Raw genomic sequence first — 24,866 nt, forward strand, 5'->3', positions numbered from 1 at the left:
AATTGGAGTAGCACCAAGAATGACAAATAAAGGGAAGGGCTGGCGTCTGGCCACCATGGCGGCAGCCTTGATGATGGCCGGTTCTGCCTGGGCCACCGAGTATTCCGCCAGTTTCAAGAACGCCGACATCGAGGAGTTCATCAACACGGTCGGCAAGAACCTGAACAAAACCATCATCATAGAGCCATCGGTACGCGGCAAGATCAACGTGCGCAGCTATGACCTGCTCAACGAGGATCAGTACTACCAGTTCTTCCTGAGCGTGCTCGACGTTTACGGCTTTGCCGTGGTGCCCATGAACAACGGCGTGCTCAAGGTGGTGCGCTCCAAGGATGCCAAGACCTCGGCCATCCCCGTGGTGGATGACACCAACCCCGGCGTGGGTGACGAGATGGTGACCCGGGTGGTACCGGTGCGCAATGTCTCGGTCCGTGAACTGGCCCCCCTGCTGCGTCAGCTCAACGACAACGCCGGCGGCGGCAACGTGGTCCACTACGAGCCATCCAACGTGCTGCTCATCACCGGCCGCGCCGCTGTGGTCAACCGCCTGGTGGAGGTGGTTCGCCGGGTGGACAAGGCGGGGGATCAGGACATGGACGTCATCAAGCTCAAGTTCGCCTCCGCCGGCGAGATGGTGCGGCTGGTGACCAACCTCAACAAGGATGGCAGCAATCAGGGGGCCAACGCCTCGCTGCTGCTTTCCCCCAAGGTGGTGGCCGACGAGCGCACCAACTCCGTGGTCATCAGCGGCGAGCCCAAGGCCCGTGCCCGCATCATCCAGATGGTGCGCCAGCTCGACCGGGATCTGCAGAGCCAGGGCAACACCCGGGTCTTCTACCTGAAATATGGCAAGGCCAAGGATCTGGTGGACGTCCTCAAGGGGGTCAGCTCCAGCATCGCCGCCGACAAGAAGGGCGGGGCGGCTGCCACGGCCACGGGCGGCGCCAGCATCGGCGGAGGCCAGCTCGCCATCTCCGCCGACGAGACCACCAATGCCCTGGTGATCACCGCCCAGCCGGACGTGATGGCCGAGCTGGAGCAGGTCATCGCCAAGCTCGACATTCGTCGTGCCCAGGTGCTGGTGGAGGCCATCATCGTCGAGATATCGGATGGTGACGGCATGAACCTAGGGGTGCAGTGGGCCAACACCAATGGCGGCGGCACCCAGTTCACCGACACCGGTCTGCCCATCGGCTCCCTGGCCATCGCCGCCAAGGATTACAAAGACAACGGCAACACCGACGGCCTGTCATCCCTGGCGGGCAGCTTCAGCGGCATGGCGGCAGGCTTCTATCACGGGGACTGGGCGGCGCTGGTGACGGCGCTCTCCACCAACAGCAAGAACGACATCCTCTCCACCCCGAGCATCGTCACCATGGACAACAAGGAGGCCTCCTTCAACGTCGGTCAGGAAGTGCCGGTGCAGAGCGGCTCCCAGAGCTCCACCACCAGCGATCAGGTGTTCAACACCATAGAGCGCAAGACGGTGGGGACCAAGCTGGTGGTGACGCCCCAGATCAACGAAGGAGATTCCGTGCTGCTCAACATCGAGCAGGAAGTCTCCAGCGTGGCACAGAAGCAGGCGACCGGGACCGCCAACCTGGGCCCCACCTTCGATACCCGTACCGTGAAGAACGCCGTGCTGGTCAAGAGCGGCGAGACAGTGGTGCTGGGCGGCCTGATGGACGAACAGACCCAGGAGCAGATCTCCAAGGTGCCCCTGCTCGGGGACATTCCGGTACTGGGTTACCTGTTCCGTTCCTCCAAGACCTCCACCGCCAAGCGCAACCTGATGGTCTTCATCCGCCCGACCATATTGCGTGACGCCAATGTCTACTCCGGGGTCTCCAGCAACAAGTACACCCTGTTCAGGGCCGAACAGCTGAGCCGGGCTGCGGAAGAGGGCTATGCCACCTCGCCGGCTCGCCAGGTGCTGCCCGCCTATGGCCAGGACGTGATGATGTCCCCCGAGGTGCAGCAGCAGATCCAGAGAATGCAGGCCCAGCAGCAGGCGACCGCCACCGGCGTGCGCGCCCAGGTGCAGGAGCAGCCCTTCGTGCAGAGCAAGCCCTGATGGCCGCCTATCAGCTCGATGGCAGCGAGCTGCCGGCTCCCCTGCCGGAACTGCCGTTCGCGTTTGCCCGCAACTTCGGGGCCATCCTGACCGAGCGCCAGGGTGCCCCGGTGCTGCTCTGTCGTCAGGGGATCTCCCCCCAGACCCTGCTGGAGGTGCGACGGGTGGCGGGCTGTGCCTTCGCGGTGGAGCAGCTTGGCAACGACGAGTTCGAGACGCTCCTGATGGCCCACTATCAGCGTGACTCCTCCGAGGCGCGTCAGCTGATGGAGGATCTCGGCAACGAGATGGACTTCTTTGCCCTGGCCGAAGAGCTGCCCCAGAGCGAGGATCTGCTGGATGCCGACGACGACGCCCCCATCATTCGCCTCATCAATGCCATGTTGAGCGAGGCGATAAAAGAAGAGGCGTCCGACATCCACATCGAGACCTTCGAGCGGGCCCTGGTGATCCGTTTTCGCATCGATGGGGTGCTGCGGGAGATCCTGCGCCCCCATCGCAAGCTCGCCTCCCTGCTGGTGTCGCGCATCAAGGTCATGTCGCGCATGGACATCGCCGAGAAGCGGGTGCCGCAAGATGGCCGCATCTCACTGCGCATCGGCGGCCGGGCGGTGGACGTGCGGGTCTCCACTATGCCCTCCAGCTACGGCGAGCGGGTGGTATTGCGACTGCTCGACAAGAACAACGTGCGCCTCGAGCTCAAGCAGCTCGGCATGACGCTGGCCAACCGCAACATCATCAGCGAACTCATTCGCAAGCCCCACGGCATCATCCTGGTGACGGGCCCGACCGGTTCGGGCAAGTCGACCACCCTCTATGCGGCCCTCTCCGAGATCAACTCGCGGGATCGCAACATCCTGACCGTCGAAGACCCCATCGAATATGACCTCGAAGGGGTGGGCCAGACCCAGGTCAACAGCAAGGTGGACATGACCTTCGCCCGGGGCCTGCGCGCCATTCTGCGCCAGGATCCGGACGTGGTGATGGTGGGGGAAATCCGTGACCTCGAGACCGCCCAGATCGCGGTGCAGGCATCCCTCACCGGTCACCTGGTGATGTCGACCCTGCACACCAACACCGCCATCGGCGCCATCACCCGGATGCGGGACATGGGGATCGAGCCCTTCCTGCTCTCCTCGTCGCTCCTGGCGGTATTGGCCCAGCGGCTGGTGCGCACCCTCTGCCCGGATTGCCGCGCACCGCACCCTGTCACCGAGCAGGAGCGTGTTGCCATGGGCATCGAGCTTGCGCCGGATCAGCAGATCTGGCGTCCGGTGGGCTGCGAGCAGTGCAACCATACCGGCTATCGCGGCCGGACCGGCATCCACGAGCTGGTGGTGGTGGACGAGGCGGTGCGCGAGGCGATCCACAGCGCCAGCGGCGAGCTCGCCATCGAGCGGCTGATCCGGGGTCACACCCCCAGCATCCGCCGCGACGGCATCGACAAGGTGCTCAAGGGGCAGACCAGCCTCGAAGAGGTGCTGCGCGTGACCCGGGAAGACTGAGATGGCGGCATTTGAATACAAGGCCCTCGACGGCAAGGGGCGCAACAAGAGCGGCGTGCTGGAAGGGGATTCTGCCCGCCAGGTGCGCCAGCTGCTGCGCGAGCAGGGGCTGACCCCCCTCGAGGTGAACGAGACCACCGAGAAGGCCAAGCGGGAGGCGAACCGCTTCGTGCTGTTTCGCCGTGGTGCCTCCACCGCAGAACTGGCCCTCATCACCCGCCAGCTGGCGACCCTGGTGGGGGCCGGTCTCACCATCGAAGAGGCCCTCAAGGCGGTCGCCGAGCAGTGCGAGAAGGCCCACCTGCGCAGCCTGGTGGCGACGGTGCGCAGCAAGGTGGTGGAGGGGTATTCCCTGGCCGATTCGCTGGGGGCCTTCCCCCATGTGTTCGACCAGCTGTTCCGCTCCATGGTGGCGGCCGGGGAGAAGTCCGGTCACCTGGAGAAGGTGCTCAACCGTCTCGCCGATTACACCGAGCAGCGCCAGCACATGCGCACCAAGCTGCTGCAGGCGATGATCTATCCCATCGTCCTCACCCTGGTGGCGGTGGGGGTCATCTCCATACTGCTCACCGCCGTGGTGCCCAAGGTGGTGGCCCAGTTCGAACACATGGGCCAGCAACTGCCGGGCACCACCCGCTTCCTCATCGGCACCAGCGAGCTGTTGCAGCACTACGGCCTCTGGTTCCTGCTGCTCCTTGGCATTGGCGGCCTGATCTGGCGCTGGTGGCTGACCGACGACAAGCGTCGTCGTCGCTGGCACCAGGTGATACTGCGCCTGCCGGTGATCGGTCGGGTCAGCCGCGGTCTCAACACCGCCCGCTTTGCCCGCACCCTGAGCATCCTCAACGCCAGCGCCGTCCCCCTGCTGGAGGGAATGAAGATCGCCGGCGAAGTGCTCTCCAACGACTATGCCCGCATGCGCATCGGTGAGGCCACCGAACGGGTGCGGGAGGGGACCAGCCTGCGCAAGTCGCTGGATGAAACCAGAATTTTTCCGCCCATGATGCTGCACATGATCGCCTCGGGCGAGCAGAGCGGCGAGCTCGACAGCATGCTGGAGCGGGCGGCGGACAACCAGGACAGGGAGTTCGAAACCCAGGTGAACATCGCCCTCGGGGTGTTCGAGCCCATGCTGGTGGTCTCCATGGCCGGGGTGGTGCTGTTTATCGTGATGTCGATCCTGCAGCCAATCCTAGAGCTCAACAACATGGTGAATCTGTGAGGCTGGCGTGCGTGTGACATCGGTCGATCCCGCGGTCAACTCGCTCGAGCTCAACAACATGGTGAATCTGTGAGGGTCGGGTGCCCGAATAGGCTTCGCCATTCGAACCTGCACATTCAATCGAACGATCGTGGTTTAACAGTTAATCGTTGATGGCTCATGCCATCTCATTTCGTTAGGGAGTCAGTCATGCAAAAGCGTCGTCAATCGGGTTTTACCCTGCTGGAAGTGATGGTGGTCATCGTGATCCTGGGGATCCTGGCCAGCCTGGTGGTGCCCAACCTGATGGGCAACAAGGAGAAGGCGGATCAGCAAAAAGCGGTCTCCGACATAGTGGCGCTGGAAAACGCCCTCGACATGTACAAGCTGGACAACAACCGCTACCCCACCACCGAGCAGGGGCTGGACGCCCTGGTCAACAAGCCGACCGCATCCCCTGAGCCGCGCAGCTACCGTGAAGGGGGCTACATCAAGCGCCTGCCGCAGGATCCCTGGGGCAACCAGTACCAGCTGCTGAGCCCGGGCCAGTTCGGCAAGATCGACATCTTCTCCATGGGGATGGACGGCGAAGCCGGGACCGATGACGACATCGGCAACTGGAACCTGAAGGACTTCCAATAAGTGATTCCGCCGCGTCGTGCTCACTGCGTCCCCCCGGGGCTGCCTGAATGAAGGTGGCCTCTTCGGCCCGTCACCAGGCCGGTTTTACCCTGCTGGAAGTGTTGCTGGTGGCCATGTTGATGGGACTGGTGGCGACCGCCGTCACCCTCAGCATGGGGGGCGCCAGGGGGGATCGGGAGCTCGACAAGCAGGCGCGCCGCTTCATGGCGACCCTGCAGCAGGCCCAGGAGTATTCGGTCATGGATGGCAGGCTGCTGGGGCTGCGGGTCGAGGAGAACGGCTGGCAGTTTATGTCCCGGGATCCCAAGGATCGCAAGTGGCGCGCACTGACCGGTGACAAGCTGCTGGGGCCGGTGACGTTGCCGGAGGGGATGACCCTGGCGGTGGAGCTGGAAGGTTTCAACTGGCGTACTGCGTCGGATGAACGCCAGGAGCAGGGTCGGGACGAGCGTGAGCGGACACCCCAGATCCTGGTCTTTCCGGGGGGAGAGCTCTCTCCCTTCGTGCTGACCCTGAGCCAGCAGGACGAGGATCTGCACTACCTGCGTACCGTCAGGGGGGACGAGTTCGGTCGTCTCTCCCTGTTGCAGGATGAAGAGGAAGAAGAGTGAGGAGCACCAGGCCCGCAGGGGGCGTTCTAGCGCGTCGCACCGCTCTGTCGGGCGGCCCCGCCCGGGTGTGCGGCATGACGCTGCTGGAGGTCATGGTGGCCCTGGCGGTGTTTGCCATCGCCGGGCTGGCGGTGATGAAGACCGCGAGCGAACACCTGGCCGGCCTCAATTATCTGGAGCAGAAGACCCTGGCGACCTGGGTGGTGGAGAATCAGCTGGTGCAGCAGAAGCTCGAAGGCAAGTGGCCGGGAGACAGCTGGGTGGAAGGGGACGAGGAGATGGCCGGGCAGACCTGGTACTGGCGCTATCGCGGCGTCGCCACGGCGGACAGCAACTTCAGGGCGCTGGACATGGAAGTGCGCACCGCGCCCAAGGCCGACAGCCCGGTGGCCATGATCCGGACCTATCTCAGCCGATGAACATTCATCAACGTGCGTCCATGATCCGGAGCCGGTGTCAGCCGATGATCCAGAGCAACACCCACCCATCGCACCACCGCGGCTTTACCCTGCTTGAGATGCTGGTGGCCATCGCCATCTTCGCCACCCTGAGCCTGGGGGCCTATCAGGTGCTGCAAGGGGTGCTGACCAGCGACGAGGTGGCCAAGCGCAAGGAGGCCCGTCTCTCGGAACTGCAGCTCGCCTTCAGCCTGCTGGAGCGGGACGTCACCCAGATGGTGCCGCGCAGCGGTCGCATCGACGGCGAAAACAACAAGGTGCTGCTGGCGGCGTCCCGCTTCGGCCAGCAGAGCGACGACTGGGGCATGGCCTTCATTCGCGGCGGCTGGCTTAATCCGGACGGCATACTGCCGCGCTCCGGTCTGCAACGGGTGGGTTGGCGTCTCAAGGGGCAGACCCTGGAGCGGTTGAGCTACCTCTATCCGGATCCGGCCATTGGCACCGAGCCGCGCATTCAGCCCGTGCTGACCGGCGTGACGGCGCTGCGCCTCTATTTCTACGACAAGGGACAGTGGAAGGAAGAGTGGACCCAGCGCGACCTGCTGCCCTACGGGCTGGCGGTGGAGCTGGAGCTTGAAGACTACGGCACCATCCGTCGCCAGTTCCTGATCGGAGCCGGTGGTCAGAGGGCAGAGAATGGTAACTGATCGTCGTTTTCCCCTGTCCGTCACGGAGGATGACGGCACTATTCGACGTCGCCAGTTCCTGATCGGAGCCGGTGGCCAGAGGGCAGAGAATGGTAACTGATCGTCGTTTTCCCCTGTCTATCACGGAGGATGACGGCACTATTCGACGCCGCCAGTTCCTGATCGGTGCTGGTGGCCAGCGAGCGGACAATGGCAATTAAGCGCGGCCGGGGCCGATCCCGCACTACACTGGGCCGCCAGGGGGGCATGGCCCTGCTGGTGGTGCTGCTCATCCTCGCGGTGATGGTGATCGTCGCCAGCAACATGAGCGGCCGCCTGCAACTGGAGCTGCGTCGCACCGCCAACCTCACCCTGGGCAAGCAGGCCTGGTGGTATGCCATGTCGGCGGAGGCCCTGGTGATCAAGGTGCTGAACCAGGACTTCAAGGACGACCCGGATCGGGTGAGTCTGGGACAGAACTGGGCGCGGGAGGACGGGGTCTTCCCGGTGGAGGATGGCACCCTCTCGGGCCGGGTGCGGGATCTGCAATCCTGCTTCAACCTCAACAGCCTGAGCGTGCCCCTCAAGGAGGGGGAGAACGGCGACGATCTCGATGCCCAGCCTTACCAGTTCAAGGTGTTCCGGGCCCTGCTCGCCCAGCTCGAGGTGGATGATTACGAAGCGGTACAGCTGACGGACGCCATCCGCGACTGGACCGACAAGGATACCCAGCTGGTCTCGAGCAACGGGGCCGAGGATGCCTACTACGAGGGACTCAATCCACCCTACCTGGTGGCTAACCAGCGGATGCTGGGCACCGACGAATTGCGGGCAGTGCGCGGGGTGAGCGCCAGCCTGTACGCCCGGTTGGCCCCCTATGTGTGCTCCCTGCCCAATGACAAGCTGGTGGTGAACATCAACACCATCCGGCCGGAGCAGGCGGCCCTGCTGGTGGGGCTCTACCAGGGGAAGATCGGGCTGGACGATGCCAAGCGGGTGCTGACCAGCCGCCCCAAGAAGGGGTGGAAGAACAAGCAGGAGATGACGGAGCAGTTGCAGGTTCAGCCGGGTGCCATCACCGGGCTGGATGGCGCCCTGGACATCAAGAGCAGCTTCTTCGAGGCCCGCCTGCTGGCGGAGGTGGGGGAGACCCGCGCCAGGCTTGAGACCGTCTTCCAGCGTGGCAAGGACAACAAGCTGGTGATGCTGCGTCGCCTGAGCGGCGGCGCCGAATAACAAGGGGGCGTGGGGCGGTTTCAGCTGCCCTGCGCATCCCCCGATTGGACTGCAACCCATGGCTGTGCGCCCGCCCCCCTGAGGGAGGAGCGGGCATGGCAGGAGAGACATTAGTGAGCGAGAGTCTGGTCATCCGTCTGGGGACCAATGCGCAGCAGCCAGTGCACTGGCTGGTCTGGTCGGCGCAGGAGCAGGAGATCATCGCCTCCGGCATCCTGGCCTCGGCGCACGCCCTCGGCGAGCTGCAGGAGCGTGCCGGTGGTCGCCCCGTGGTGACCCTGGTGCCCGGCAGCGATCTTATCTTCCGGCGGGTCAATCTGCCGGGCAAATACAGCCGCCAGAGTGCGGCGGCCCTGCCCTATCTGCTGGAGGAGCAGATCGCCTCAGACGTGGACGATCTGCACCTGGTGGTGCTCGGCCATCAGGGCCGCGAGGTGGATCTGATGGCGGTGGACAAGGGGAAGATGCACTCCTGGCTCGGCTGGCTGGAGCAGGCAGGGCTCAAGACCCTGCACCTGCTGCCCGACGTTCTGGCACTGCCGCTCGTCGCCGATGGCTGGTCAGCCCTGCAGCTGGGGGAGGAGTGGCTGGTCCGTCAGGGCCCCCATCAGGGCATAGTGGCGGAGGAATCCCTGCTGGCCATGCTGCTGGCAGCGCAGACCGAACCCGTCACCCTGCACTGCCATACTCCCATCCCCGCCATGGCGGCGGGCAACTGGCAGGGGGCTGACCCGGAACTGCCCATGCTGTTGCTGGCGAAAGGGGCGCTGACCTGCCAGGCCAACCTGCTGCAGGGGCCCTATCGTCCCCAGACCGAATACGCCCGCTACTGGTTGCAGTGGCGCAAGGTGGCGGTGCTGGCAGGCGTATTGTTGCTGGTGGCCCTGGTGCAGCGCGGTGTGCATCTGCACCAGCTGGCGGAACAGGACAAGGCCCTCAAGGCGGAGATCCGGCAGGTCTACACCCGGATCTTCCCGGGGGAGACGCGTATCGTCAACGTGCGCAGCCAGATGACCCAGCACCTCCAGCAGTTGGGGCAGGCTCCCCAGGATGGCGTCCTGTTGCTCCTGACCGAGCTGGCCCCGGTGTTTGCCGAGGTGCCCGGCCTCAAGCCCGAGGTGCTGCGCTTCGATGCAGCCCGGGGCGAGCTGAGGTTGCAGGTGACGGCCCCCGGCTTCACCGAGATCGAACGTTTCCGCGAGCTGGCGGGCAAGCGCTTCGAGGTGCAGCAGGGTGAGGTGCGAAGCACCGAAGGCAAGGTCGAAGGGGCGCTGGTGCTCAAGGGGAGGTCGTCATGATGGACAAACTGCAGCGCTGGTGGCGCGGCATCAGTGCCCGCGAGCAGCGGCTGGTGGCGGTGGGGGGCAGCGTGCTGCTCATCGGGCTCTGCTACTGGGCGATCTGGCAGCCGGTGGCAAATCGCATTGCCGAGCGCGAGCGGCAGGTGGTGAACCAGCAGCAGACCCTGGCCTGGCTCAAGGAGAAGGGGCAGGAGGTGCTGGCGATGCAGGGGGGACAGGGGCGCCAGATCGATACCGGCGGTACCCTGGACGGTGTGGTGAACCGCACCGCCTTCAACCAGAAGATCAAGATTGCCCGCTTGCAGCCCCAGGGTCAGGAGCTGCAGGTATGGATAGACACGGTGCCGTTCGATGATCTGCTGATCTGGCTTGCGACCCTCTCGGATCAATACGGCGTCCAGGTGCAGATCATCGAGCTGGCCCGCGAGGGGCTGGCCCCCGGGCTGGTCAAGGTCAGACGTTTGCAGTTGAGTCGTTCCCAATGAAGCGAAAAATAGTGATCGCCAGTCTCTTCCTGCTGGCCTATCTCGGTTTCCTGCTGGCCCAGTTGCCTGCATCCCTGGTGGTGCGCCATCTGCCGCTGCCCCCCAATCTGGTACGGTTGGAGGGGGTGAGCGGCACCCTCTGGAGCGGTCAGGCCGCCCGGGTGCAATATGCCAGCGAGTCCCTCACCCAGTTGCGCTGGGATCTCGATGGCTGGTCTCTGCTGCGGCTGGCGCCCGAGGTGTCGGTGCGCTTTGGCGAGCGCAGCGGACTCAACGGGCAGGGGATCCTGGGTTGGAACGGTGCCGCTTTCGGGCGCGACATCACCCTGAATGCGCCGGCCCCCTGGGTGCTGGAGCGGGTGCCGATGAGACCCCCCTTCCCGTTGACGGCGACGGGTCAGTTGCAGCTCAAGATCGATCAGTTTGCCCAGGGCACTCCCTGGTGTGACAACCTTTACGGGGATCTTCACTGGTATGACGCACAGGCGGACACCCCGGCGGGCAAGCTGGCCCTGGGGGATCCCGAGATCACGCTCACCTGTCTCGACTCCCGGCTGGTGGCCGAGATCAAGCAGGGCTCGGAGGCGGTGCAGGTGCTGGGCAAGCTGGAGTTGCAGGCCAATCGCCAGTACCTGTTCCAGGGCACCCTGAAACCGGGTCCCGAGCTGCCGGACCAGATGAAACAGGGGCTCCCCTTCCTCGGCCAGCCCGATGGGCAGGGGCGCTTCCCGCTGCGTTATCAGGGCCGCATCTGACGGCGTTGCCCATGGTTTGAACCACCCCGCCCCGGCGGGGTGGTGTCGTTATGGGGGCGCGCCGGCTGGCGCCGTGATGAGGTGATTGAGGAAAAAGCTGAACAGCTCGGCCCGGGAGTGCAGGTTCAACTTGGCGTAGAGGTGCTTGCGGTGATTCTTCACCGTGCCGCTGCCGATGCCGAGCGCACCGGCAATGGCCTCGGTATCCAGCCCCTGCAACAGCAAACCCGCCACCTGGTGCTCCCGCCGGGTTAGCTGATCTCCCCCCACACTGGCGATAGCCTGCTCCACCGCCCCCTTGAGGTCAGTGCCATCTGACCTGGCCGGGCTGCGGGCCAGGCGGGGTGTATCTTCCCGCCAGTGCTGGCGACACAGGGAGTGGACCAGCGGAAACAGTGCCTCCAGCCTGGCCAGCTCGTCACGGCTGAGGGAGCGGCGCTTGTCGAGGCGGCCCAGAAACAGCATCAGGGTGAGGCCGCCGCGCACCGGCAGGATCAGCCCCACCTCCTCCTGCCAGCCGGTGGCCTGATAGAAGTGGTGGCGATACTCGGGGTCGAGTCGCCCCCGCGACACCTGCGCCAGGGTCCAGACCCCGGCACCCAGCCCCTGCTCCAGCGCCTGCATGAAGGGATCCTGGCTAAAGTGGCGGGTGAGGTAGCGGTCGAACAATAGGGCCCGCTGATGATGCAGGTTGTCGTAGAGGTAGACGGGGCGCAGCCCCACCCCGAGCAGCAGGGCACAGTCGAATGCCACCTGTTGCTGGATGAGGCGCACCAGGGCTGCCGGGAAGCCGCTGCCGTGCAGGGCATCGACGGTGGCGGTCAGGCTCAGGGTATCCGTGGCAGGGGACGGGGGCATGGCGATGGGCTCCGGGTCAGGGAATGGCTTCCCCACGATGGCAGGATGCTAGCACGGGAGTGGCAAAACTGTCCCCTGGGGGACATATCTGCCAGCACCGCAAACGGCGAGGATGGCCCTCTTTCTCTTGCTGTTGGAGCCCCCCATGACAAATCCTCACCTGCTCGATGAGCTGACCCAGCGCGGCCTGGTGGCCCAGAATTCCGACCCGGTGGCGCTGGCCGACCATCTTGCCACCCCGCGCACCGTCTATTGCGGGTTCGATCCCACCGCTGGCAGCCTGCACATCGGCCACCTGGTGCCACTGCTGATGCTGCGCCGCTTCCAGCTGGCGGGCCACACCCCGGTGGCCCTGGTGGGCGGGGCCACCGGCCTTATCGGCGATCCCAGCTTCAAGGCAAGCGAGCGCACCCTCAACAGCGCCGAGATGGTGCAGGGCTGGGTCGCCAGCCTGTCGGCCCAGATAAGCGCCCTGTTGCCGGCGAGCGACGGGCTGGCGGCGCCGCTGTTGGTCAACAACGCCGACTGGATGGGGCAGATGTCCGCCCTCGATTTTCTGCGGGACATCGGCAAGCACTTCTCGGTCAACGCCATGCTGGCCCGCGAATCGGTGCGCCAGCGCCTGGCCCGTCCGGATCAGGGGATCTCGTTCACCGAGTTCTCCTACGCCCTGCTGCAATCCCAGGACTTCGCCGTGCTCAACCAGCGCCTCGGCTGCACCCTGCAGATCGGTGGCAACGACCAGTGGGGCAACATCACCAGCGGCATGGACCTCACCCGCCGCCTCCATCAGGCCCAGGTCTATGGCATGACGCTGCCGCTCATCACCAAGGCCGATGGCACCAAGTTCGGCAAGACCGAGGGGGGCGCTATCTGGCTCGACCCGGCGCTCACCTCCCCTTACGCCTTCTACCAGTTCTGGCTCGGCACCGCGGACGAGGATGTCTACCGCTTCCTGCGCTACTACAGCTTTATGCCGCTGGCCGAGATTGAGACGCTGGAGGCGGAGGATGCGAAGCGGCAGGGGCGCAAGCTGGCCCAGCAGGTGCTAGCGGACGAGCTGACCGAACTGGTACACGGCAAGGGGGCGCTGGCGGCGGCGCAGCGCATCAGCGAATCGTTGTTCAGTGGCGAGGTAGCGCGCCTTGGGGAGAGCGATCTGGCCCAGCTGGCGCAAGATGGCATGCCAAGCAGCTGCATCGAGGGGGAAACGGATCTGGTGACCCTGCTGGTGGAGTGCGGCCTGGCCAACTCGAAGCGGATCGCCCGCGAGCTGCTGGCGGCGGGGGCCGTCAGCGTCAACGGTGCGATCCGCCGGGATGAGCCGCTCACCGCCGACGATCGGCTGTTCGGCCGCTACCTGCTGCTGCGCCGGGGCAAGAAGCAGTACCACCTGGTGATCTGCTCATGAAGGGGTGAGCGCCTCGATGACGTAGTCGAGGAAGTGGCCGACCAGGGCCGACTCGGCCCGGCGCTGGGTATAGAGGGCGTAGAAATGGGCCCCCTTGGGGCGATAGTCCGGCAGCACTTCGCGCACCACCCCCTCGGCCAGCTCGGCCGCCACCAGGTAGCGCGGCAGGCGGGCTATCCCCAGTCCCTGGCGCATCCCCTGGTGAATCGCCTTCTTGCTGCTGAAGGCCAGCTCGCCCGCTACCTCGAGAGGGATCTCGCGCCCCTGGGCAAGCAGGGGCCAGCGCTCGTGGCGGCCGTACTCCTGGCTGCGGGTGATGAGGCTGTGCTGGTGCAGATCTTGGGGTGTGCTGAGGGGCGGGTGGCGGTCCAGGTAGTCGGCGCTGGCGCAGAGCACCAGATCGTCCACCGCGATGGGGCGCGCCAGGTAGGGCTGGGTGCCCAGCTCGGTGCTGCGAAACGCCACGTGCAGGTTGTCGCGCAGCAGGTCGGCCGGGGTATTGCTGAAGTCGGCGATGATCCGCACCTCCGGGTGGTCGGCGCGAAAGCGCAGCAGCACCGGAGTCAGCACCACTTCTCCCCAGAGATCCGGCGCCGTGATGCGCAGCTCCCCGCACAGTGCCGAGCGGCGGCGCTGCAGGCCGTCCAGCAACTGCTCGTGCAGGGCGATCATCTGGTCGGCCTGGCGGTAAGCGAGCTCTCCTGCGTCGGTCAGTTGCACCCGGCGGGTGGTGCGGCTCAGGAGCACGCTGCCGAGGCTCTGCTCCAGGTGGCGCAGATCTTTTGACGCCTTGCTCGGGGTGATGCCGAGCTGGGCCGCCGCCGCCGCGAAGGATCCGCAGCGGACGATGGCGACCAGCAGGCGCATCAGGTAGAGGGTGTCGAGCTTGTGGTGACTCATGAGGGGTGGCCTATTGTGTCTTGCTGGGAATGAATGTTTTGCTTGAGTGCCTGATTATATCCTCATAGCCCGGGTTTATAGTGGCCGCCATACCATTGCGATCCCGGGAGAGGACGATGAACAAGACACTGGGCGACAGCTTCCACTTCGAGCGAGCCGGATTGCGGCTCAAGAACCGGGCCGTGCTGGCCCCTTTGACCCACAACATGAGCGGCGCAGGCGGTGATCCCGGCCAGGCCGAGCTCGACTGGCTGGCGCGCTGCGCCCGTGGCGGCTTCGGCCTGCTCATCGCCGCCGCCACCCAGGTGCGGCCCGGCGGACGCTGCTGGGCGGGGCAGCCTGCCCTGATGACGGACGCCCAGCAGCAGGCCTTCACGGCCCTGGCCGACAGTGCGCGGCAGGCCGGGGCACTGGCGGTGGTGCAACTGCATCACGGCGGGATGCGGGCTCTGCCCGAGCTGAACGACGGGGCGCCGGTCGGCCCGTGCGCGCTGGCGCCGGGCGGGCGTTACCCCCTCGGGGTCAAGGGGCTGAGCGAGGCGGAGATTCTGACGCTCATTGACGCCTTTGTGAGCGCTGCGGAGCGGGCCCATGGCGCCGGCCTGCATGGGGTCGAGCTGCACGCAGCCCACCACTTCCTGCTCTGCAACTTCCTCAACCCCCTGCACAACCGGCGCACCGACCGCTGGGGTGGCAGCCTCGCGAACCGGGCGCGGATCCTGGTGGAGATCGTGCGCGGCATTCGCGCCCGTCTACCCCGGGGCTTCCTGGTCGGGGTGCGTCTCTCCCCCGAGAGCTATGCCCATATCCAGGGCATCGAACTGGCCCATCAGCTGGCGGTGGCGCGCCTGCTGGCGGACGAGGGGATCGACTACCTGCACTTCTCCATGGGGGACAGCTTCAAGGCGGTGGCGGGGGATCCCGACGGCGGCGCCCTGCTGGAGGCGGTAAGGGTCGGGTTGGCCGGGCGGGTGCCGCTCATGGTGGCGGGCAAGATTAGCGACGCAGTTTCGGCGGAGCGGGCTCTGGCCGGTGGCGCCGATCTGGTGGCGGTGGGCACGGCGGCCCTTGGCAATCCGGACTGGATGGAACGGGTGAGGCGCGGCCTGCCTCTGCATGCAGCCCCTTTCACGGCGGCGCACCTCACGGAGGTCGGCTTCACCCCAAGCGCCCTCGACTACCTGGCCGGCATGGGGGTGCTGGCCCCGCGCGATGCGGCCTGAGGGCTTTCATGAACGGGATGCGCTCGGCAGGCTGTTGAGCTGATGTGACAAGGCCCTCGTGAAGAGGGCCTTGTGCGTGTCAGGCGCCGAGAGGGAGCAGGTCGGCGTAGTCGTCGAGCGCCGGGAAGTGCTGGAAGGTGAGCGGCGGCATCTGGCTGTCGGGGTGACGGATGCCGAGCTGGTGGGCGATGCCGAACTCGGCCGAGGCAGCCAGGATCCGCTCGCTGTCATCCACGAACAGGGTGCGGGCCGGGTCGAACGCCAGCCGCTCGGCCAGTGCCTGCCAGCAGTGCTGGCTCTCCTTCGACCACCCGAGCTCATGGGTGCTCACCATCAGATCGAGGTGCTGGGCGAGGCCGAGGCGTGCATCCTTCACCGACAGGCTGGCGGGATGGGCATTGGTGAAGAGCACTACCTGCTTGCCGGCGGCCTTGAGTGCGGCCAGGAAGGGAATGACGTTGGGGCGCCACTGGATCTTCTCCAGGATCTCCTGTTTGAGGGCGCGGATGTCGAGCCCGAGCGTCCGGGTCCAGTAATCCACGCAGTACCAGTCGAGCGTGCCGTTGACCGCATGATAGTGGGTGTCTATCTGCGCCTTCGCCTCGGCTAGCGGCAGGCCGAGTCGCTCGGCGTAGCGCACCGGCACCAGGGTTTGCCACAGATGGCTGTCAAAATGGAGATCGATCAGGGTGCCATCCATGTCGAGCAACACGGTATCAATCTGGTGCCAGGGCAGGGGAGTCGACATGGGGCCTCGCGATGTCTGTGGTGATGGGAAAAACGGGGCGCATTATAACGGATTTTTCAGACATCTTTCCCCTCTTTGCCCCGTGGTGTTCGGCAGGGGAGTCGTTTACTCTTGAAACACGATTTTTTAACGAGCAGTCAGCCCCCGATGAGCGATCCCCACAAGCGCAATCCCGTCCACCTCAGTGTCGAGACCATGGCCCATGACAAGAGCAAGCCGGAGATCCTCAAGGCCGAGATCGTGGCCGAGAGCCGGCTGTTCAAGGTGGAGTCCCTTCACCTGAAATTCTCCAACGGCGAGGAGCGGGTCTATGAGCGGATGCGCGGCGGCAACCGGGGTGCCGTCATGGTGGTGCCCCTGTTCGATGCCCACACCCTGCTGCTGGTGCGCGAGTACGCGGCGGGCACCCACTCCTACGAGCTGGGTTTCCCCAAGGGATTGATAGACCCCGGTGAAAATGCCTTCGAGGCGGGCAACCGGGAGCTGATGGAGGAGGCGGGCTTCGGGGCGAGCAGCCTGACCCTGCTCAAGCAGGTGTCGCTGGCGCCGGGGTATTTCTCCAGCCGGATGGACATCTTGCTGGCGCGGGATCTCTACCCCGAGCAGCGGGTCGGTGACGAGCCCGAGCCTCTCGAGGTGATCCCCTGGCCCCTCAACCGGATCGACGAGTTGCTGGCACGACCGGACTTCACCGAGTCGCGCAGCATCAGTGCCCTGCTGCTGGCCAGCAAATGGCTGGCGGAGCAGGGAAATTAGCCCGCAGAGGGTCTGTTTGGCAATCAGAGGCAGAGGTAAGCACCATGCAGGAGTTGTTGGCCTGGATACCCGAGGTCAAGGAGATCGCCCGTGAGGCGGGCAGGATCCTTCACGAGATCTATCGCGGCGGTCAGTTCGAACGCCAGTTGAAGGAGGATGCGACCCCGGTCACCAGTGCCGATCTTGCTGCCGATGCCTACCTCAAACAGGCGCTGGCAGCGCTCACTCCCCATGTCCCCGTGCTGACCGAAGAGGCGGCCGACATCCCCTTCAGCCAGCGTGCGAACTGGCGCCAGTACTGGCTGGTGGACCCGCTGGACGGCACTGGCGAGTTCATCGCAGGCAGCGGCGATTTCGCCACCCTGATCGCCCTGGTGCGGGACAATGTCCCGGTGCTCGGGGTCATCTATGCCCCCGAATCCGATCTGCTCTACTGGGCGGTGCGTGGTCACGGCGCCTTCAAGGAGGCGAATGGCGAGAGCCGTCCCATCAGCGCCATCCATCATGAACACGATCAGCCTGACTCCCTGGTGGTGGCCATCAGCCGCCGCCAGAAACTGGAGAACCTGACCCGTCGCCTCAACCCGGCCATCCACTACGAGCTGATCCCGCTCGGCTCCAGCTCCCTCAAGTCCTGTCTGGTGGCGGAAGGCGTGGCGGATTGCTACGTACGCCTGGGCCCCACCGGGGAGTGGGATACCGCTGCCGCCCAGTGCATCGTGGAGGCGGCAGGGGGCCGCATCCTCAGCCTGACGCTGCAACCGCTGAGCTACAACGAGACCGAGTCGCTGGAGAACCCGGACTTCATCGTGATGGGGGACCCGGATCTCGCCTGGGGTCGCATTCTGGCCCACTGACGGGTCGACAATCTCGCAGGGAATGCAATCAGGCGACCACAGGGTCGCCTGATTGCATTGGTGTGATCCACTGGCTGGTTACGGGGATTTCAGGGAGATTCGCTAGTGATGGCGATAACGGCAGTGGATCATCACATCCAATCTGGCTGCACTGGCATAAATTTCAGTTAATTCTGAAAACATGCATTTCATCGAAACAAAAAATCGACGTCGGTTTTTATTTTGGTTTTATATTCCTAATTTTTGGTTAATGTCAGGATTAATTGAATAATCCGGGGTGAAATTTCCTCCCAATCTCACTGGTGGAACAGGGCTTTGCCAGTGAGATCTGCCAGCCTCCCTTTTTGAGAATTAAATGCTAAAGGAGCACAATCTTTTTAGATTTTAATACTACGTAAAAGTGATTTATCGATGAGTTTATCTGCAGACGTCTCACGGGAGCTGTCCGGTTCCCCCTCCACCATGGCCAGCACCGGCTGGCGTCGCCACGACACCCACTGGGTCATCAGCCTGTTCGGCACCGCCGTCGGCGCCGGCATTCTGTTCCTGCCCATCAACCTGGGTCTGGGGGGGATCTGGCCCCTCATCATCGTCGCCGTGCTGGCCGGTCCCATGACCTTCCTGGCCCACCGCGGGCTGGCGCGTTTCGTGCTCTCGTCGTCGCGCCCCCAGGCCGACTTCACCGAGGTGGCCGAGGAGCATTTCGGCAAGATGGCCGGGCGCCTCATCTCGGCGCTCTATTTCCTCTCCATCTTCCCGATCCTGCTCATCTACGGCGTCGGGCTGACCAACACGGTGGAGAGCTTCATGGTCAACCAGCTCGGCCTGGCCTCCCCGGATCGGGTGATGCTCTCCGGCGTGCTGGTGTTCGCCATGATCGCCGTGATGCTGGCCGGCGAGAAGGCGATGCTGCGGGCCTTCGCCGTCATGGTCTACCCGCTGGCGGCGATCCTGCTGGCCCTCTCCTGCTACCTCATTCCCCAGTGGCAGTGGCCGGAAGTGACCGCCTTTGAAGGCTCGAGCTTCCTCAACACCGTCTGGCTGGCGCTGCCGGTCACCGTGTTCGCCTTCAGCCACGCCGCCGCCATCTCGGGCTTTGCCAACGTGCAGCGCCGGGAATACGGGGAGCAGGCCGAAACCAAGAGCGGCCTGATCCTGCGCAACACCACCGTCATGCTGGTGGGCTTCGTGCTCTTCTTCGTCTTCTCCTGCGTGCTGAGCCTCTCCCCGGCCCAGCTGGCCGAGGCCAAGGCCCAGAACGTCTCCGTGCTCTCCTATCTCGCCAACATCACCGACAACCCGGTGATCGTGACCCTGGGGCCGCTCATCGCCTTCATCGCCATCAGCTCCTCCTTCCTCGGCCACTTCCTCGGTGCCCGCGAGAGCCTGAAAAGCCTGATCGCCAAGCCCACCGGCCTGCCGCTGGCGAAGGCGGACAAGCTCGGCATCGCCCTGATGTTCTTCGCCATCTGGGGTGCCGCCATCATCAACCCGGGCATTCTGGGGTTGATGGAGACCCTCTCCGGCCCCGTCATCGCCATGATCCTCTTCATCATGCCGGTGGTGGCCATCTACAAGGTGGAGGCGCTGGCTCGCTTCCGTCACCGTTGGGTCAACGGCTTCATCCTGCTGACCGGTGCCCTGGCGGTCTCGGCCCTGCTGTTCAGCCTGCTGAAATAAGCCAGGCCGTCAGCATCAAACAAGAGAGGCGACCCCGGGGGTCGCCTCTCTTACTTCTGCTCTCTGGTTGCCTTGCCGTCGTCTCACCCCAGCTTGGCGCCGTTCTCCACCGCCTGCTCGGGGATGGCGATCACCACGGCGCCATCCGGGCGATAGAAGCCGGTCAGCAGAAACTCCGACTGGATGGGGCCTATCTGCTTGGGGGGAAAGTTCACCACGGCGACGATCTGGCGGCCCACCAGATCCTCCGGTCGATAGAGGTCGGTGATCTGGGCGCTGCTCTTGCGCACCCCGAGCTCGGGGCCGAAATCCGCCCACACCTTGTAGGCGGGGCGGCGCGCCTCGGGGAAGGGCTCGACCCGCACCAGGGTGCCCACCCTGAGCTCCACCATCTCGAAATCCTGCCAGCTTATGGTCTGCATCTTGGCTCCTCGTTGCTCATACCTTGCATGAGCCTCAGCATGCCTCGAATGCCCGGGGATTGTCTTCGGCAAAGAGCCGACCGATTACGGCAGGCAGCCGTTTTGCCGGCGCCAGAGGGAAGGGGTCAGTCCGGTCTCGGCCAGGAAACGCTCGGCAAAGGCTCCCTGGTTCTGGTAGCCGCAGCGGCTGGCCACTTCGCCGACTGGCAGCTGGGTGCGGGCGAGCAGGGTGCGGGCCAGCGCCATACGCCGCATCCTGAGGTAGTGGGAGACGCTCGTGCCCACCTGCTGGCGAAAGGCGTGTTTGAACTGACTCAGGCCGAGGCAGGCGATGGCGGCGAGTTCCTCGTTGGTGAGGGGGTCTGCGAGGTGGGCTTCCATATGACGCTGCACCTTGGCGATACGAGGGGCTATACGGGGAGCGGCGGCGAGGCCCATGCCGCGTCCCTCGGTCAGCAGCCCGAGCCACACCTGATCCATGCCGGCCACGTGGCGCCCCTCGGCCACCATGCGGTGCAGGAAGGCGAGGTAGTGGCGCTGGGCCTCATCCAGCTCGACGAAGGGGTGGTCCCCCAGGGCTGCCGGCAGCCAGTGGCTCTCCTGCACCAGAAACACGTGCGCCGGGTCGGCGGCGTAGTCGTGGCGAAGGCCAGGGGCGATGATGCAGGCAAAACCGGGGGCGAGGCGACATCCCCGGCCCTGCACCTCGATCTCGAGGGGGCCGACGAGGGGGATCACCAGCTGGGCGTGGTCATGACTGTGGCTCTGCATGTCGCTCTGGTAGTGACGCAGGCTGAAGGGGGAGGCGGCAGATAAGCATGACGCGGCACCGGGCCGCGTCATTGAAAGGGATGCATCGTTTGCCATGGGCAGCCGCATTACTCGGCGTCGAAGTCTTCGATCTCTTTGCCAAGGGCTTCCATGATGGCGCGGGCCTCGGCGGGGACGCTGTCCGGGTGATCCTTGCGCAGGTCGTCGTCACAGGGCAGCGGCTGGCCGGTGAAGGCGTGCAGGAAGGCTTCGCAGAGCAGCTCGCTGTTGGTCGCATGACGCAGGTTGTTCACCTGGCGACGGGTGCGCTCATCGGTCAACACCTTCAGCACCTTGAGCGGGATCGAGACGGTAATCTTCTTGACCTGTTCGCTCTTCTTGCCGTGCTCTGCATAGGGGCTGACGTAGTCGCCGTTCCACTCTGTACCCATGTTCCACCTGTAGTCGTTTGGCCGTGAGCGCGGATTTTAACCCTTAAGGAATTCAATGGCAATCCAACAGCAAAGCCATTTAGACGTCTAGAAGTGTTGACGGCTTTTTTAAGGTGGCGTAGTGTGGTGCACCATGGGCCGGCAGTCCGGCCAGCGAAAATGAGAGCGGGGCTGGACGACCCACGAGGCGGACCGGCTCCGGCAACCCATCAAGGAGAGTGACATGACCCACAAGGCCACCCTGGCGGTACGCACCGGGATTGAGACAGACACGCAGCACGGTGCCGTGGTGCCCCCCATCTACCTCTCCAGCAACTACACCTTTGCCGACTTTGGCGAGCCCCGTCAATACGACTATGCCCGTTCCGGCAACCCGACCCGCACCAATCTGGCGGACGCCCTGGCGGCCCTGGAAGGGGGGGCCGGCGCCGTGGTGACCGGCACCGGCATGGGGGCCGTTCACCTGGTGACCACGGCTCTGCTCAAGGCGGGGGATCTGCTGATCGCCCCCCACGACTGCTACGGCGGTACCTGGCGTCTGTTCGAGTATCTGGCGGCCAAGGGCCACTACCAAGTGCAGTTCGTGGATCAGGGAGACGAGGTGGCGCTGGCCGCCGCGCTGGCCCAGAAACCCGCACTGGTGTGGGTGGAGACCCCCTCCAACCCGCTGCTGCGGGTGGTGGACATCGCCGCCATCGCCGAGGCCTCCCACGGGGTGGGGGCCCAGGTGGTGGTGGACAACACTTTCCTCTCCCCCTTGCTGCAACAGCCTCTGGCCCTTGGTGCCGACGTGGTGGTCCACTCCACCACCAAGTACATCAACGGCCACTCCGACGTGGTCGGGGGTGTGGCGATCGCCAAGGATCAGGCTCTGGCCGACTCCCTGGTGTGGTGGGCCAACTGCCTGGGGCTCACCTCCGGTGCCTTTGACTCCTACCTCACCCTGCGGGGCCTGCGCACCCTGGCCCCGCGCCTGCGCACCCATCAGGAGAACACGGATCGCATCCTCGCCTTCTTGCAGCAGCAGCCGCTGGTCAAGCGGATCTATCACCCCAGCCTGCCGAGCCATCCGGGCCACGACATTGCGCGCCGTCAACAGTCCGGCTTTGGCGCCATGCTAAGTTTTGAGCTCGATTGCAACGAGACGGGGCTGCGCGCCTTCCTCGCGGGGCTGCGCCTCTTCTCGGTGGCGGAGTCCCTCGGCGGTGTGGAGAGTCTGGTGGCCCATCCGGCCAGCATGACCCACAGGGCCATGACCCCTGCGGCCCAGCAGGCGGCGGGTATCAGTGCCCAGTTGCTGCGCCTGTCGGTGGGGATCGAACACGGTGAGGATCTGGTGGCCGATCTGGCCCAGGGGTTTGAACAGGCGCAGTTGGCACAACAGGCAGAGCAGGTGAAGTAATGGAACAACAACAAGGAGAGTGTGTGGTGGCAACAGAAGCAGGCTTGAAGCGGCGCCATGTACACAAGTTCGGCGGCAGCAGCCTGGCGGATCCGGTCTGTTATCGCCGGGTCGCCAGCATCGTCGAGCAACAGGTGGGGGGCAACGAGCTGGTGGTGGTCTCCGCCGCGGGCAAGACCACCAACCGGCTGATCCAGCTGGTGGAGCTGGCGGAAGCGGGGGATGAGGCCGCAGGCGAAGCCATCACCGCCCTGCACGCCTATCAGCAAAGCCTGATCGACGGCCTGCTGGAAGGGGAGCTTCACCTCGATCTGAGCCAGCAACTGACGGGCGACATGCAGCTGATCGCCAAGACCCTGGAGGGGCAGTTTGACCGCTTCGAGCGCAACGGCCTGCTCGCCTTTGGCGAGGTGTGGTCCGCCCGCCTGCTGGCTGCCCTGCTCACCAGCCGGGGTGAGGCGGCCGCCTGGCTCGATGCCCGCAGCTTCCTGCGCGCAGAAGACGGCGCCCTCATCAAGGTGGATACCGCCCTCTCCAGCGAGCTGCTCAAGGCCCGCCTGGCTGAGCACGCCGGTCGCATCGTGGTGACCGGCTTCATTGCCGCCGACATGGAGGGGCGTTCCCTGCTGCTGGGACGCAACGGCTCCGACTACAGTGCCAGCCTCCTGGCGGCGCTGGCGGACGGCGAGTCCACCACCATCTGGAGCGACGTGGCCGGGGTCTACAGTGCCGACCCGCGCCGGGTGAAAGAGGCGCGTCTGCTGGAGCGCCTGAGCCTGGCCGAGGCCAACGAGCTGGCACGCCTGGGCTCCTCGGTGCTGCATTCGCGTACCCTGCAGCCGGTGGCCGACAGCCGTCAGCGCCTCACCCTGCGCTGCAGCTACAATCCGGACGAAGGCTGCACCCACATCCTGCGCCGTGCGCCCCGCTCCGGCGGTGCCCGCATCGTCTCCTCGGTGGATCAGATAGCCCTCATCGAGCTCAAGGTGCTGCCGCAGACTGACTTTGAGCAGACAGTGGCGGCCATTGAGGCCCATCTGGCCCGCCATCGCCTCCATCCGCTCACCCTGCAGCGCCAGCCGGATCGACGGGTCCTGCGTCTGGCCTACACCCTGGAGGTGGCACAAGGGGCCTTCGAGGTGCTCCGTGACTTCCAGTTGCAGGGCAACTTTACCGGCCTCATCCAGAAGGAAGGGTTCAGCCTGGTCGCCCTGGTGGGGGCCGGCGTCACCGACAATGCCGAGCAGTGCCACCGTTTCTACCAGCTGCTGGCGGATCAGCCTCTGGAGTTCGTGCAGGTGGCCAAAGACGGCCTGAGCCTGGTGGCCGTGCTGCGCCAGATCGTGCTGGAGCCGCTGCTCATCGCTCTGCACAGTGCCCTGTTCAGCCGCCCGACCCGGGTCGGGCTGGTGGTGTTCGGCAAAGGCAATATCGGCGGTCACTGGCTGGGGCTCTACGCCCGCGAGAAGGCGCGCCTCGAGCATGAGCTCAATCTGGCGCTCACCCTCTACGGGGTCTTCGACTCCAAGGGCGGGCTGCTGGACGAAGAGGGGCTGGATCCCCTCAAGGTACAGGACAACTTCCATCCCAAGCCGCTCATCTGGCCGGAGTTGCTCTCCCAGCTGGAGCAGCACAGTTTTGACTCCCTGATCGCGCTCGACATGACCGCCAGCGAGACGGTGAGCCGCTACTACCCGGACTTTGCCCAGCTCGGCATCCACATCATCGCCGCCAACAAGTTTGCCGGTGCCGCCGACAGCGAGTTTTACCAGCGCATCAAGCAGACCTGCCGCGACCACCAGGTGCAATGGCGCTACAACGCCACCGTGGGGGCCGGGCTGCCCATCCAGTCCAGCATCCAGATGCTGCGCCAGAGCGGTGACCGCATCCAGGGGGTCTCCGGCATCTTCTCCGGCACCCTCTCCTGGCTGTTCCAGCAGTATGACGGCACTCGCCCCTTCTCCGAGCTGGTGGACGAGGCGTGGCAACACGGCCTGACCGAGCCGGATCCCCGGGAGGATCTCTCCGGTCAGGATGTGCGCCGCAAGCTGCTCATCCTGGCGCGGGAGGCGGGCTTCGAACTCGACTCCGCCGACATCGAGCTGGAGAACCTGGTGCCGGTGGCCCTGCGCAAGGTGAGTGCGGATCAGTTCATGGACAGGCTCAAGGAGCTGGATGACCCTATCCAGACCGCCTTCGAGGGGGCGCGCCGGGTCGGCAAGGTGCTGCGTTATGTCGCCCGCTTCGAGCACGACGGCAAGGCCCGCGTCGGGCTGGAGGCGCTGGAGCCCCATCACCCGTTTGCCAACCTCTTGCCCTGCGACAATGTGTTCGCCATCGAGAGCGACAGCTATCGCACCAACCCCCTGGTGATCCAGGGGCCGGGAGCGGGCCGGGAAGTGACGGCCGCCGCCATCCAGTACGATCTCTGGCAGATCTGCGCCAGCCTCTGAGGCTGCGTGACACGATGCAATGAGAAGAGGCGCCCCAGGGCGCCTCTTCTGTTATCGGGT

The 24,866-nt window shown here is 65.2% G+C and carries 24 protein-coding genes and 1 pseudogene; 19 read left to right on the plus strand and 6 right to left on the minus strand.

Translation table 11 applies throughout. The features are described 5' to 3' along the window. The first annotated feature begins 19 nt into the window (after nucleotides 1-19). The 12 genes and pseudogenes from exeD to exeN all read left to right on the plus strand — a co-directional run bounded on the left by exeD (nucleotide 20) and on the right by exeN (nucleotide 10,894). Nucleotides 20-2,074 (plus strand): GspD family T2SS secretin variant ExeD, encoded by a 2,055-nt coding sequence (gene exeD / locus AB5Y47_RS19185; protein WP_010675726.1) that lies wholly within the window; start codon nucleotides 20-22, stop codon nucleotides 2,072-2,074. Then, nucleotides 2,074-3,579: a GspE family T2SS ATPase variant ExeE gene (exeE, locus tag AB5Y47_RS19190; protein ID WP_042014784.1), complete on the plus strand. Its 1,506-nt coding sequence runs from the start codon at nucleotides 2,074-2,076 to the stop codon at nucleotides 3,577-3,579. Before exeD ends, exeE begins: the two co-directional genes overlap by 1 nt. Nucleotide 3,580: 1 nt before the next feature. Beyond that, nucleotides 3,581-4,801 (plus strand): GspF family T2SS innner membrane protein variant ExeF, encoded by a 1,221-nt coding sequence (gene exeF, locus AB5Y47_RS19195; protein ID WP_039040588.1) that lies wholly within the window; start codon nucleotides 3,581-3,583, stop codon nucleotides 4,799-4,801. A 189-nt stretch (nucleotides 4,802-4,990) separates the two neighbouring features. Next, nucleotides 4,991-5,422 (plus strand): GspG family T2SS major pseudopilin variant ExeG, encoded by a 432-nt coding sequence (gene exeG, locus AB5Y47_RS19200; protein WP_010675723.1) that lies wholly within the window; start codon nucleotides 4,991-4,993, stop codon nucleotides 5,420-5,422. A 47-nt stretch (nucleotides 5,423-5,469) separates the two neighbouring features. Continuing rightward, entirely contained in the window at nucleotides 5,470-6,033 is a 564-nt protein-coding gene (gene exeH, locus AB5Y47_RS19205) for a GspH family T2SS minor pseudopilin variant ExeH (RefSeq protein ID WP_010675722.1), read from the plus strand. Nucleotides 6,034-6,098: 65 nt separating this feature from the next. Beyond that, nucleotides 6,099-6,452 (plus strand): GspI family T2SS minor pseudopilin variant ExeI, encoded by a 354-nt coding sequence (exeI, locus tag AB5Y47_RS19210; RefSeq protein ID WP_368220596.1) that lies wholly within the window; start codon nucleotides 6,099-6,101, stop codon nucleotides 6,450-6,452. 44 nt (nucleotides 6,453-6,496) lie between these two features. Continuing rightward, a complete protein-coding gene (exeJ, locus tag AB5Y47_RS19215; RefSeq protein ID WP_041211717.1) occupies nucleotides 6,497-7,138 on the plus strand; it encodes a GspJ family T2SS minor pseudopilin variant ExeJ in 642 nt (213 codons plus the stop codon). Nucleotides 7,139-7,163: 25 nt separating this feature from the next. After that, a pseudogene (locus AB5Y47_RS19220) lies at nucleotides 7,164-7,238 on the plus strand (type II secretion system protein GspJ); the annotation flags it as partial. A gap of 89 nt (nucleotides 7,239-7,327) precedes the next feature. Then, complete coding sequence (gene exeK / locus AB5Y47_RS19225) at nucleotides 7,328-8,353, plus strand: GspK family T2SS minor pseudopilin variant ExeK (protein WP_041213947.1); 1,026 nt, start codon at nucleotides 7,328-7,330, stop codon at nucleotides 8,351-8,353. Nucleotides 8,354-8,466: 113 nt separating this feature from the next. Continuing rightward, nucleotides 8,467-9,651 (plus strand): GspL family type II secretion system protein ExeL, encoded by a 1,185-nt coding sequence (exeL, locus tag AB5Y47_RS19230; protein WP_368220529.1) that lies wholly within the window; start codon nucleotides 8,467-8,469, stop codon nucleotides 9,649-9,651. After that, nucleotides 9,648-10,139, plus strand: a complete 492-nt coding sequence (gene exeM / locus AB5Y47_RS19235; protein ID WP_045522069.1) for a GspM family type II secretion system protein ExeM — start codon at nucleotides 9,648-9,650, stop codon at nucleotides 10,137-10,139. The genes exeL and exeM overlap by 4 nt, the downstream gene beginning before the upstream one ends. Beyond that, nucleotides 10,136-10,894 carry a GspN family type II secretion system protein ExeN gene (gene exeN / locus AB5Y47_RS19240; protein ID WP_039040581.1) on the plus strand — a complete coding sequence of 253 codons (759 nt, stop codon included), beginning with the start codon at nucleotides 10,136-10,138 and terminating at the stop codon, nucleotides 10,892-10,894. Before exeM ends, exeN begins: the two co-directional genes overlap by 4 nt. A gap of 48 nt (nucleotides 10,895-10,942) precedes the next feature. On the opposite strand, the gene AB5Y47_RS19245 is transcribed toward exeN, so the two are convergent. Beyond that, nucleotides 10,943-11,752 carry a LuxR C-terminal-related transcriptional regulator gene (locus AB5Y47_RS19245; protein ID WP_368220530.1) on the minus strand — a complete coding sequence of 270 codons (810 nt, stop codon included), beginning with the start codon at nucleotides 11,750-11,752 and terminating at the stop codon, nucleotides 10,943-10,945. A 145-nt stretch (nucleotides 11,753-11,897) separates the two neighbouring features. Here AB5Y47_RS19245 and tyrS point away from each other — a divergent pair, with 145 nt between their 5' ends. After that, the gene (gene tyrS / locus AB5Y47_RS19250) at nucleotides 11,898-13,163 is read left to right on the plus strand and encodes a tyrosine--tRNA ligase (RefSeq protein ID WP_368220531.1); all 1,266 of its coding nucleotides are present in this window, start codon (nucleotides 11,898-11,900) and stop codon (nucleotides 13,161-13,163) included. Here the strand turns inward: tyrS and AB5Y47_RS19255 are convergent. Next, nucleotides 13,158-14,063 carry a LysR family transcriptional regulator gene (locus tag AB5Y47_RS19255; protein ID WP_042864913.1) on the minus strand — a complete coding sequence of 302 codons (906 nt, stop codon included), beginning with the start codon at nucleotides 14,061-14,063 and terminating at the stop codon, nucleotides 13,158-13,160. The two genes, tyrS and AB5Y47_RS19255, sit on opposite strands and share 6 nt — an antisense overlap. 116 nt (nucleotides 14,064-14,179) lie before the next feature. Here AB5Y47_RS19255 and AB5Y47_RS19260 point away from each other — a divergent pair, with 116 nt between their 5' ends. Next, nucleotides 14,180-15,286: an NADH:flavin oxidoreductase gene (locus AB5Y47_RS19260; protein ID WP_183148950.1), complete on the plus strand. Its 1,107-nt coding sequence runs from the start codon at nucleotides 14,180-14,182 to the stop codon at nucleotides 15,284-15,286. 79 nt (nucleotides 15,287-15,365) lie between these two features. Here AB5Y47_RS19260 and yrfG read toward each other — a convergent pair whose 3' ends face one another. Beyond that, complete coding sequence (yrfG, locus tag AB5Y47_RS19265; RefSeq protein WP_043152800.1) at nucleotides 15,366-16,034, minus strand: GMP/IMP nucleotidase; 669 nt, start codon at nucleotides 16,032-16,034, stop codon at nucleotides 15,366-15,368. 147 nt (nucleotides 16,035-16,181) lie between these two features. Between yrfG and nudE the strand changes: the two genes are divergently transcribed. The 3 genes from nudE to AB5Y47_RS19280 all read left to right on the plus strand — a co-directional run bounded on the left by nudE (nucleotide 16,182) and on the right by AB5Y47_RS19280 (nucleotide 19,327). Continuing rightward, nucleotides 16,182-16,790 carry an ADP compounds hydrolase NudE gene (gene nudE / locus AB5Y47_RS19270; protein ID WP_039040577.1) on the plus strand — a complete coding sequence of 203 codons (609 nt, stop codon included), beginning with the start codon at nucleotides 16,182-16,184 and terminating at the stop codon, nucleotides 16,788-16,790. A 44-nt stretch (nucleotides 16,791-16,834) separates the two neighbouring features. Then, the gene (cysQ, locus tag AB5Y47_RS19275; RefSeq protein WP_319862290.1) at nucleotides 16,835-17,647 is read left to right on the plus strand and encodes a 3'(2'),5'-bisphosphate nucleotidase CysQ; all 813 of its coding nucleotides are present in this window, start codon (nucleotides 16,835-16,837) and stop codon (nucleotides 17,645-17,647) included. Between the two features lie 411 nt (nucleotides 17,648-18,058). After that, a complete protein-coding gene (locus AB5Y47_RS19280; RefSeq protein WP_052815524.1) occupies nucleotides 18,059-19,327 on the plus strand; it encodes an aromatic amino acid transport family protein in 1,269 nt (422 codons plus the stop codon). Between the two features lie 83 nt (nucleotides 19,328-19,410). On the opposite strand, the gene AB5Y47_RS19285 is transcribed toward AB5Y47_RS19280, so the two are convergent. The 3 genes from AB5Y47_RS19285 to metJ all read right to left on the minus strand — a co-directional run bounded on the left by AB5Y47_RS19285 (nucleotide 19,411) and on the right by metJ (nucleotide 20,951). After that, the gene (locus AB5Y47_RS19285) at nucleotides 19,411-19,749 is read right to left on the minus strand and encodes a tRNA-binding protein (protein ID WP_010675707.1); all 339 of its coding nucleotides are present in this window, start codon (nucleotides 19,747-19,749) and stop codon (nucleotides 19,411-19,413) included. 84 nt (nucleotides 19,750-19,833) lie between these two features. Beyond that, nucleotides 19,834-20,592 (minus strand): AraC family transcriptional regulator, encoded by a 759-nt coding sequence (locus AB5Y47_RS19290; RefSeq protein WP_043152960.1) that lies wholly within the window; start codon nucleotides 20,590-20,592, stop codon nucleotides 19,834-19,836. A gap of 35 nt (nucleotides 20,593-20,627) precedes the next feature. Next, a complete protein-coding gene (metJ, locus tag AB5Y47_RS19295) occupies nucleotides 20,628-20,951 on the minus strand; it encodes a met regulon transcriptional regulator MetJ (protein WP_005327165.1) in 324 nt (107 codons plus the stop codon). 223 nt (nucleotides 20,952-21,174) lie between these two features. Between metJ and metB the strand changes: the two genes are divergently transcribed. Next, complete coding sequence (gene metB, locus AB5Y47_RS19300) at nucleotides 21,175-22,353, plus strand: cystathionine gamma-synthase (protein WP_010675705.1); 1,179 nt, start codon at nucleotides 21,175-21,177, stop codon at nucleotides 22,351-22,353. Further along, nucleotides 22,353-24,806 (plus strand): bifunctional aspartate kinase/homoserine dehydrogenase II, encoded by a 2,454-nt coding sequence (locus tag AB5Y47_RS19305; protein WP_368220532.1) that lies wholly within the window; start codon nucleotides 22,353-22,355, stop codon nucleotides 24,804-24,806. The genes metB and AB5Y47_RS19305 overlap by 1 nt, the downstream gene beginning before the upstream one ends. Nucleotides 24,807-24,866 lie beyond the last annotated feature (60 nt).

The sequence above is a fragment of the Aeromonas sp. R7-2 genome (assembly GCF_040908105.1).
GTDB lineage: Bacteria > Pseudomonadota > Gammaproteobacteria > Enterobacterales > Aeromonadaceae > Aeromonas > Aeromonas caviae.